The 9,823-nt window shown below is 42.3% G+C and carries 7 protein-coding genes and 1 pseudogene; 2 read left to right on the plus strand and 6 right to left on the minus strand.

Features of this window, described 5'->3' with window-relative positions:
• Window positions 1-230 precede the first annotated feature (230 nt).
• Window positions 231-1,727, plus strand: a complete 1,497-nt coding sequence (locus V7K25_RS27070; protein ID WP_335162347.1) for a glycosyl hydrolase family 57 — start codon at window positions 231-233, stop codon at window positions 1,725-1,727.
• 363 nt (window positions 1,728-2,090) lie between these two features.
• On the opposite strand, the gene V7K25_RS27075 is transcribed toward V7K25_RS27070, so the two are convergent.
• From V7K25_RS27075 to V7K25_RS27090, 4 genes and pseudogenes are all read right to left on the minus strand, one after another.
• Window positions 2,091-2,849, minus strand: a complete 759-nt coding sequence (locus V7K25_RS27075) for a class II aldolase/adducin family protein (protein WP_335162349.1) — start codon at window positions 2,847-2,849, stop codon at window positions 2,091-2,093.
• Window positions 2,836-3,507 (minus strand): cysteine dioxygenase family protein, encoded by a 672-nt coding sequence (locus V7K25_RS27080; protein ID WP_335162351.1) that lies wholly within the window; start codon window positions 3,505-3,507, stop codon window positions 2,836-2,838. The genes V7K25_RS27075 and V7K25_RS27080 overlap by 14 nt, the downstream gene beginning before the upstream one ends.
• A 141-nt stretch (window positions 3,508-3,648) precedes the next feature.
• Entirely contained in the window at window positions 3,649-3,867 is a 219-nt protein-coding gene (locus V7K25_RS27085; RefSeq protein WP_335162353.1) for an RRXRR domain-containing protein, read from the minus strand.
• Window positions 3,868-4,518: 651 nt separating this feature from the next.
• A pseudogene (locus V7K25_RS27090) lies at window positions 4,519-4,682 on the minus strand (pseudouridine synthase); the annotation flags it as partial.
• A 522-nt stretch (window positions 4,683-5,204) separates the two neighbouring features.
• Between V7K25_RS27090 and V7K25_RS27095 the strand changes: the two are divergent.
• Window positions 5,205-6,704 (plus strand): multicopper oxidase family protein, encoded by a 1,500-nt coding sequence (locus V7K25_RS27095; protein WP_335162357.1) that lies wholly within the window; start codon window positions 5,205-5,207, stop codon window positions 6,702-6,704.
• A 163-nt stretch (window positions 6,705-6,867) separates the two neighbouring features.
• Here V7K25_RS27095 and V7K25_RS27100 read toward each other — a convergent pair whose 3' ends face one another.
• Window positions 6,868-8,607: an RluA family pseudouridine synthase gene (locus tag V7K25_RS27100; RefSeq protein WP_335162359.1), complete on the minus strand. Its 1,740-nt coding sequence runs from the start codon at window positions 8,605-8,607 to the stop codon at window positions 6,868-6,870.
• A gap of 266 nt (window positions 8,608-8,873) precedes the next feature.
• Window positions 8,874-9,823: leucine-rich repeat domain-containing protein (locus V7K25_RS27105; RefSeq protein ID WP_335162361.1), on the minus strand; the 950-nt coding region annotated here is incomplete at its 5' end.

Raw genomic sequence — 9,823 nt, forward strand, 5'->3', positions numbered from 1 at the left:
ACTTGGTGCATCCGCAGAGCGTAAACAAACTTTATCAAAAAGTAGAACACAAAGATGCGAATATCTGGGTAGACTGCACTGATGATTACTAGACTTGCCTGAGTTCGCAGTTACTGAAAATGACCTAAAAATGTTATGGCTCAGGGTATTTACTATATTTATGCTGAGTCAAGCGCTATTAGATACTTTCGCAAGTTTTATAGATATAACTTATTTCGGAGCAACTAGAAATGCTTTCCTTCCCCACGACTCTTACTCCTTTGCCCGAAATCATTGATGGCTTGCCGAATATATCTGGTTGGGAAACAGAGGTTCTCTCTGTAGTTAACGATAATCAGCCAGTATTTTTACCAACAACAAATATCCGCTTAGAAGATGTAAATGCTGTGTTTGCGATCGCCTTACACATGCACCAACCAACTATACCTGCTGGAAATGGTGGTACACTCATCAGCAATCTGCAATATATGTTTGAACATCCTCATGAAGGGGATAACCACAATGCAGATCCTTTTGCCCATTGTTACAGCCGCATGGGAGACTTGATCCCCGAACTTGTCAGCCAAGGGTGCAATCCCCGTGTGATGTTGGATTACTCAGGTAATCTTCTATGGGGGCTGCGGCAAATGGGACGCAATGATGTTCTCGATAATCTTAAACGGATTACTTGCGATCGCACCTACCAACCTTATGTAGAATGGTTGGGTACAATGTGGGGTCATGCAGTTATTCCTTCCACACCCATAGCAGATATTAAATTGCATATCATCGCATGGCAACATCACTTTGCGGCAATTTTTGGCTGGGAAGCATTAGCGCGAGTTAAAGGATTTTCGCCTCCAGAAATGCACCTACCAAATCATCCTGATGCTCTCTTTGAATTTGTGAAAGCGCTGAAAGAATGTGGATATCGCTGGTTACTCGTTCAAGAACATTCTGTAGAAACAATTAGCGGTCAATCTCTTACCCACAAACATTTACCACATCGTTTGGTTGCCCGCAATTCTCAAGGCGAAACAATTAGCATTACAGCCTTAATTAAAACCCAAGGTTCGGATACTAAATTAGTCGCACAAATGCAGCCTTATTATGAAGCAAAAACATTATCGAAACAACAGATTGGGAGTGTTTTTGTACCACCAATAGTTAGCCAAATTGGAGATGGCGAAAATGGTGGCGTGATGATGAATGAATTTCCTAGCGCCTTTAAACAAGCTTGGTGGGATATGGTCAATAACGGCGGCGGTAAATCAGGCGTAGTCGGAATGTGTGGTACAGAATATTTAGAATTAATTGAAGCTGCTGGATGCAAACCTGAAGACTATCCAACTTGTCAACCAGTGGGACAACATCAGATTTGGGAGCGAGTTTTACCAGACAATTGCCAACCTGAAGCTGTAGAGAATGCCATTCAAGAATTAAAGCAAATCAACTCTAATTTCCATTTGGATGGAGCCTCGTGGACAAATCATATCAGTTGGGTAAAAGGATATGAAAATGTGTTGTCTCCCATGTATCAACTAAGCAGCTTATTTCATCAAAAATTTGAGCCATTACAGCAATCTGACTCAGCAGAACCTGTTACCAGACAATCTCATTACCGTAACGTTCTTTTACATAATCTTTTGTTGCAAACCAGTTGTTTTCGTTATTGGGGACAAGGTGCTTGGACTGATTATGCGCGGGAAATTTATCAACGTGGCAAAAATTTATTGCAGATAAATTGAACTGAGGACTGGAAGCTAGTAAAATGTGACGGAAATTGGCTACTTTTAATATCGTGTCCGGTTAAAGACTTATCATTAAGAACGCAAGGGGGCAGGGAGAAAAAGAGTTTTCAAGTTATTGCACAGATGCAGAAACTATAACTAATCTGCCGGACATGAGATAACAAGGGTTTTAGAGCAAATAAATTTATTTATGCCCAAAAGTAAAAAGATTTATTTCTCGTGTGACACATCTCGAAATAAAACTTCCTTGGTTCAGAGCCAATACATTTATGTATGGGGATTCCCCCCCTGCTCCCTACTCCCTGCCCCTTTTCCTCTTATTGACCTTGCTTATTATGCCAGTGTCATAAAAACACAAAACTAATTTAGTAAATCAGGTTCTTCGCGCACAATTCTGTCGTAAAGAGGCTGGAAGCCGAACCACCCACTTGTATGTGACCCCACTTGAGTTTGTGTTAAACGGGCTGTTTCGTGTTTGATAGTAGTCGGTCTACCCGCAGCTTCTGCCAGTAGTTGGGCTTGGCACGATCGCTCTAAGTTAATGTACCAATAGGCAGCTTCATCTACCGTATGTCCCACAGTTAAAATGCTGTGGTTACGCAGGATTATAGCTTTGTTTGGCCCCAAGGCTTGCGCCAATCGCTGACCTTCAGAAATTTCTAAAACCACACCTGTAAAGTCATCAAATAGTGCATGGTCTTCATAAAAAGCACAGGAATCTTGAGTCAAGGGGTCAAGAAGCCGACCTAAACTAGACCAAGCTTTACCATAAAGTGAATGGGCATGAGCCGCCGCGATTACATCAGGTCGAGCTTCATGAATCTGAGAATGGATGGCGAAAGCAGCTCGATTCACTTCAGCATCGCCTTTAACCACCTCACCTTCTCTATTAACTAATAGCAGGTCAGAAACTCGGATATGACCGAAGTATGTTCCTAATGGATTGACCCAAAAATGGTCTGTAAATTCAGGATCGCGAGCCGTAATATGGCCTGCGATTCCCTCGCTGAAACCAAACTTACCAAACAGGCGAAAGGCAGCAGCTAGGCGTTGTTTACGGTGCAGGCGTTCGTCTTCAACTCGCTCGAATACGGGGGGTTGTGGTCTAGCGTAGGGCATATTTTTTTTCTTCTTCCTCTTTGCAGGGAGCGTTAGAATATCCAGAGCGAAAAGATTTGACGCTGTGAGATTCTGGGATGAACTGGTGACGCAAAATGCAACCAGTATCATTACCCAGAATATGGATAGATACAGATGCGCTCTGGGATGTAGTTTTGACGGCGTGGATATCACCATCTGGGGGTAACAGACGATAGATATCCCCTGGTTGAAGCAATCGCACTTCAGTTATTTGTAATTGTGCGTGTCCTTCAGCATCGCCGTTATCTACACGGCGATAGACTGTTTCTTCTTGATTGCCTTTGTATAAACCAATTAATCCCCAGGCTAAATGGTCGTGGACAGGAGTCGTTGAACCTGGAGGAATCACCAAACTAAAGATTGACAGGGAACGGTCTTTGGCGCGATAAAGTAGCCACTGACCAATACCACCACCCATTCTGCTTTCGGGATTGGCTTGGGCAAACTTCTGGGGTAGCCATTCCTGTTGGGCAAGCAGTTCTTGAAAATAGGGTTCTAATCTAGCGAGGGTTTGGGTGCGATCGTCAACAGTAATAGCGCTAATTTCACGCACTGTTGCTACAAAGGATCGTAGTTCCTGGCTCTCAATAAACCACTGGTCTTCTGGCAATGGTTCTAAGATGGTGTTGTTTGTCATCTATACTCCTCCGTTTGGGAGGCAACTAAGATTAATACCAATTTTTTTATCTTTGCTGACAATAGTACTAGTACCGCAAGGCGGAAGTCAAAAGTCAAAAGTATTATGGAATCAGCTTTTTAGGGATTTTAAATGGTTGCTCTATTTCCGCCCTGTTGTACTAGTAGTTTTAATACCAGGATGAATTTTGAAGCCAAGTTGCTCAAGTTTAAGATGAGAAAGGGATTCCTTCAGAATTATAGTAAAGGGATATCGCTGAAATACTGTCGCTTTACCTTGTGACAATAGCAGCCTAGCACGGCTGATGCGTACTGGATATAACGGTTGTTGGTTGGCATTAAGAATGAATACTTTACTCATATAATCGTGAATTGTGGGACAAATAGTAGCAGCAACATCTATACCTTTTTGGTAAAATCTTTTGCTGAAGTTCGTTTTTTAATAAAATAAAGATAAGAATGAGAGTCTAGAGGTAAACTCCTGCACTTTTATCTTTACCACTCATTAGAGATTTCCTTGAATATTTTTTTGGGGAGTCTCTTAGGTGTGATATCGATTTCTTTAAGTACGGTAAGTTGGTCGGAGAACCGTTCAATTAACTACAAGCAAAAATTATCACATACAAATTTAAAAAGCAATAGGCTAACTGTTCGGGGAGGAGATTAAAGGAAAGTAGTGCGTTTCCTCCTTCCCAGGCGAGAGTTGAGCGTCAAAAGGGCGTAATTGATTGTAAATACAGGGTTTTTTCTGACTGCGGATGCTTGAAGCGAAGTAATTTTACCTGGCGTTGCAGTGAAAGCGGGATGAATTAACAACTTCCAAACTTCCCCCCTGCTTCCTCTACTTCCCCTACCTGCCCTGCTTGCCCCAAGTCATCCCACTTGCAACACCTTTTACCTTGGTTAATTGTCACAACACCGGATAAGCTGATGAGCATTTAAGTTGCATAACACCAGGGCTGAAGCCGTTACTACAAGCGAATCAGTCTGGAAAAATGAATGACGATTAGCTTATCGCTTCATAAACCTTGTGAACCTGGCGTTGGTGAAACTGCTGGTTAGTTTGCCGATGGGTTTGGCGATCGCGTCGCGTGCGAACAACAAAATCCCAGATGTTTTTTGATCTAGGCGATGCACAGATGCAAGCGCCATCCCTTTCAGCAACAGATGACGTAATAGTTATATACAAGTGAACGATAAACATCAAACATAATGTTTATAATTAGCAACTAGCTGTATTAAATAAAGGCATTGAATGGCTCAAAATTGTGGATAAGTTTGCTCTCCATAATTTAATTAATAATTTAGAGAGAGCGTAGAAAAACTTTTCCATTAACTTAAAAAATTAGTAAAAAATGTGTTAGATTTCCTAAATTAAAAAAGAAGTACGAATGCAAACTGTGAAGCATAAATCAAGCCATATGTATGTTTGTAGGATTAAACAAAATTAATAACTGGTTGACTTTCTGTGGATATATTTGTAAATTTAACAAACAAACAAAAATGTACATTCATATAAAAAATGCTATGCAATTGATAAAAAATGATTTGTAAAAAGCTGAAACGACCTATTTACCTTAATACACAAGATGATGTGTCTGTACAGTATGTAAATCTTAGTATTTCAAATTTTTTCAAATCTACTGATTGCTAAAACCATTCAGGCCAATTTCGCAATACACTAATAAAGAAATAAAAGTGATAAAAATAACTAGACGAGAAGCCCTGAAGCTAGGAGCGCTTACAGGTGGTTCTTTGCTGATTCCTATAGGCTTGCTATCTCGTGGACAAGCAGCAACTGCTGGTAGTCCTCAGCCTACTCGTTTTAGGATCAAACTTCCCATACCGCCAGTACTTAAACCAGTGCGGAGCAATGCGACTACAGATTACTACCAAATCACGATGAAAAAAGCTCAGGTTAATATTTTACCTGGGCTAACAACGCAGATATGGGCGTATAACGGTATTGCTCCTGGCCCCACAATTAAGCAACGTCAAGGGCGACAATCAATAATTCGCTTTATCAATAATAGTGTCGATACACCAACATCAGTTCACTTACATGGCATGGGATCGTTACCGCAGTACGATGGCTATGCTGAAGATTTGACACCACCAGGTTTCTACAAAGATTACGTCTATCCGAACCAACGCGCTGCTACTTTATGGTATCACGACCACGCCATTCATAATACTGCGCGTAATATTTATATGGGTTTGGCAGGCATGTACATTGTTCAAGATGACTTTGAGCTTGGACTACCCTTACCCAAAGGTAAATACGACGTACCACTATTTATCCAAGATAAACAGTTTACTAATACTGGCAAGTTAGTCTTCAATACCCAAGGTGAAATTAGTCAATATGGTGATGTCATTTTGGTCAATGGTGCGCCTTGGCCGCGCATGGAAGTAGATACCTGTAAGTACTGTTTCCGGATCTTGAATGGTTCGATTTCGCGCTCTTATAATCTTGCCCTGAGCAACGGCGATGATTTTATTATGATTGGCACTGATGCCGGATTAATGAGCGCACCAGTTAAAGTCAAAAATTTCCGGTTGGCGATGGCAGAACGCTACGAATTTATTATTGACTTTTCTAAATACCCAGTTGGCTCTCAGGTAGTGCTGCGAAATCTCGGACTTCCTAACAACACGAATTACGATGGTACGAATCAAATTATGCGCTTTGATGTTGTGCGGCGTGAACCAGATAATAGCTCTATTCCCTCCAGGTTACGTACAATCCAGCCTATCCCAGAATCTTCAGCAGTACGAACCAGAGAATTTCAGTATGAGCGATCTAATAATCTGTGGGTGATCAATGGCAAAACCTGGAATAACACCCGAATTGATGCTAATCCTAAATTAGGCGATGTTGAAATCTGGAAATTGTCTAACCCATCAGGTCGTGCGTTTCATCCTATCCACCTTCACCTAGTTGATTGCCTAATGCTTGATCGTAATGGTAAACCACCTTTTCCTTACGAGCGTGGGTTAAAAGATGTCTTTTATGTTGGGGAAAACGAAACTATACGAGTAATTGGTAAGTTTGGCCCTAATACAGGCAAATATATGTCACACTGCCACAATGCGGTTCACGAAGACCACGATATGATGAATCAGTTTGAAGTGGGACAGGGTGGACGCTCACCTTTTGCAGTTGCAGCAAAGCCACTTCCAGCTCCACCTTTATAGGCATTAACGCTAAGAGGATTATTTAGAGAGAAGGCAAGGGCAGGGGGAGCAGGGGAGGCAAAAAAATTTGTATCAATTATTTCGTGAAATTGGATGAGTACTTGCAACAAGTCTTTGCGCTTATCCCTAATTATCCTTGTCCCCAAGTCCTCTTCGTTGAGCATCAAAAGGGTGTAATTGCTTGTAAATGAAGGGTTTTTTCTGACTGCGGATGCTTGAAGTGAAGTTCTCTGGCGTGCAGATGTAAGCGACTGGTAACTGCACAGCATCCATAAAAGCGATCGCCTAAAATAGTTACCCCAAGTCCTCGCGCATCAGCTGCATGAACCCTTAATTGATGAGTGCGCCCTGTGAGCGGCGTAAATTCTACACGGGTGTAATCTTGTTCTTTGGCAATTACCTGGAAGTGTGTCAAGCTGGGTTTACCGTGCTGCCAATCGACTTTTTGATAAGGACGATTTTCAGGATCTCCCCACAGTGGCAGGTCAATTTTACCTCGCTCAACTGTCATAACACCGGAAAGTATCGCTTCATAAACCTTGTGAACCTGGCGTTGCTGAAACTGCTGGCTAATTTGTCGATGGGTTTGACGATCGCGTGCTAACAACAAAATCCCCGATGTTTCTTGATCTAGGCGATGCACAGATGCAAGCGCCATCCCATCCGGTAACAGATGACGTAAGCGACTCAAGACACTATCTTGGCGATCGCGATAACGACCAGGTACTGAAAGTAATCCAGCAGGTTTGTTGACAGCAATTAGCCATTCGTCTTCATAAATAATGGGGATTTCTCCCTTCATTGAGGGAAATTCATTGGACTCAAACACATTAGGTCTAGGTAAATGTGTTAATGTATTTAGTAATAGTGGAGTTATTATGTGAAAATACTTATTAGGGATTGAAATAGGTCTTAACCCGGAGAGCAAAAACCCCATCAATGGCTGGCATCGCTCGGCACATGCTCCATAAAATTTTCCCTGGATTTTATCTTGATTTACCGAAGACGCACCCCACCAAAATTCTGCCATTGCCACGGGTTTGAGATTATGTGTTGCCGCATAATGGAGCAGTTTTGGGGCACAACAGTCTCCTGTGCCAGTGGGCGAACCTCCTGGCATCAATTGCTGTAATGATAGCGATCGCCCAGAAAAGTTAGTCAGGCTGTAGGTAGCCTGCATCTGAGCTTGTAATTGACGGGATAGTGCTTTACGCTGTTGTTTCAGTTCGCTAATTCGGGCATCCGTTGCTGCAATTAACTGTTGAAGAGGCTCTAATACGGCATTTTGCTGGCGTTTAAGTTGTCGTCGCTCAATTCCCTGCTGACGGCTCTCTTCGTCGAGTTGTTCAAGGGCAATCGTGAGTGCTTCTGAAGAAAGTGTATTGCAGATTTGCTGACGTTTCTGTTGTCGTTGATGTTTGCAATGGCGATGGCGATCGCTCATTGCTTGCAATTGTTGCTCAAATTCATTAGACAGAGTTTCATACTGCTGGCGTTCGGTTAGTTGCTTTAAGGTAAAGAGTTCCTGCTTAATCGCGTCCAACTGTGCCAAAGTGCGGGCTTCCTCTAAAGCAACTTCGTCTCGTCCTGGAATTGGTGGAACCCAGCCCTCAACTACACTGCAACCATTCAAAAGACCGGAGAAGGCTTTGAGTACCCTTTGTTCGCCATCAGGCAGTTCAACTAATAGTATTCCATACATCTTGCCTTCACGAGAATAACAGTCATTGTTGGCAAGTTGTTGCATAAGTCCATGAGCGATCGCTTCAGATATTGAGGTGCGGGGTAATTTTAGGCAATCACCACTTTGGAGACAATGCCCCTCGTACCAATAACTAGGAGATGAGCCACTTATGGCAAAATCGCAGTCGATAAAATCTGAAAGTGCGTGCAGAACTACCATACAAAGTATGATTGGGGAGCATCCCACTTTAGCAAAAATATATTAATCCTGCGTTGCGGATTATCTTGAGCTTTGGAGTCAATCACAAACTAAATTCTACTGCGCCATCTTCATCCACATCTGCATCATTACCCGCGATCGCTAGTTCAATTTTCATCAAATCAAATGCAGGAATCATCTCAAGCTATTGATGTAAAACGATCGCTTGTTTATTATTTAATAGCTGTGAAGCTTGAATTTGCGATCGCCTCTGGAGTGAGAAAAGTCTATTTAACAGAGGGAAGCTTTAGTTCGATGCCTACTTTGTTACCTATATCTATAACATTGTTTTCAAAATCTGTCATACCTGCGATCGGGGCAGCAACTACAGTAGCAGCAGTTAGTAAAGCTACTAAACGCTTTTTAAGTTTGGGTAAATTGCGTTCTTTTTCTGGCTTTTGAATTTCTGCTTCTACATCATCAATATCAATGATCATGTCGTCGCGGGTTTCCGGTGGGAATTGGGCGGCAGTTTGGCGCAGGTTGCCGATTAGTTGCAGAATTTCGCTGATGTTTGCGCCGCTTGTTTGGTTGAAGTTAGAGGCTTGCTGACTGGCGTTGTCTTTGACTTCGTTGGCAAAGTTGGCGATGTTTGCGCCTTGAAAGTTGTTTGTGTTTTCTGTCATGGGTTTAAAATCTCCTTGGTGGTTGTTGTAAATCTTGTTGACAATTGTAAAGCGATCGCTTTCTGGATCTACTTTTTGTATTTTTTGACGTGATTCTAGTGATTCGTAGCCATCTAAAAGTTGACGCAGATCGAGTTTTAATTTTAGTTTGCCAATGGTGATTGTGCTTTCACCCATTGATTCGAGTCCGAGGAGTTCTTGGTAGTCGAGAGGCGGATGGTTGGGATAGTTGGGGACGGGAACCCATTCGGTAATTTCGAGATTGGGAAGCCGATTTCCTCGTAAATCTAGTTTTTCCAATTTCGGTAAATTTTCGATCGCCTCTGGAATCTGGGTTATTTGGTTGTAACTGAGGTGAAGCTGCGTCAGATTGGTTAATTTAGCGATCGCCTCTGGTATCTGGGTTATTTGGTTGCCATCGAGGTCAAGCTGCGTCAGATTGGTTAAATTAGCGATCGCCTCTGGTATCTGGGTTATTTGGTTGTTATAGAGGATAAGCTGCGTCAGATTGGTTAAATTAGCGAGCGCCTCTGGTATCTGGGTTATTTGGT

Source organism: Nostoc sp. (genome assembly GCF_036919495.1).
GTDB lineage: Bacteria > Cyanobacteriota > Cyanobacteriia > Cyanobacteriales > Nostocaceae > Nostoc.

Excerpts from the sequence above, each read along its gene's own strand:
- V7K25_RS27080 (WP_335162351.1), bottom strand. The coding sequence starts at position 3,507 with ATGACAAACAACACCATCTTAGAACCATTGCCAGAAGACCAGTGGTTT.
- V7K25_RS27075 (WP_335162349.1), bottom strand. The coding sequence starts at position 2,849 with ATGCCCTACGCTAGACCACAACCCCCCGTATTCGAGCGAGTTGAAGAC.
- V7K25_RS27085 (WP_335162353.1), bottom strand. The coding sequence starts at position 3,867 with ATGAGTAAAGTATTCATTCTTAATGCCAACCAACAACCGTTATATCCA.
- V7K25_RS27100 (WP_335162359.1), bottom strand. The coding sequence starts at position 8,607 with ATGGTAGTTCTGCACGCACTTTCAGATTTTATCGACTGCGATTTTGCC.
- V7K25_RS27070 (WP_335162347.1), top strand. The coding sequence starts at position 231 with ATGCTTTCCTTCCCCACGACTCTTACTCCTTTGCCCGAAATCATTGAT.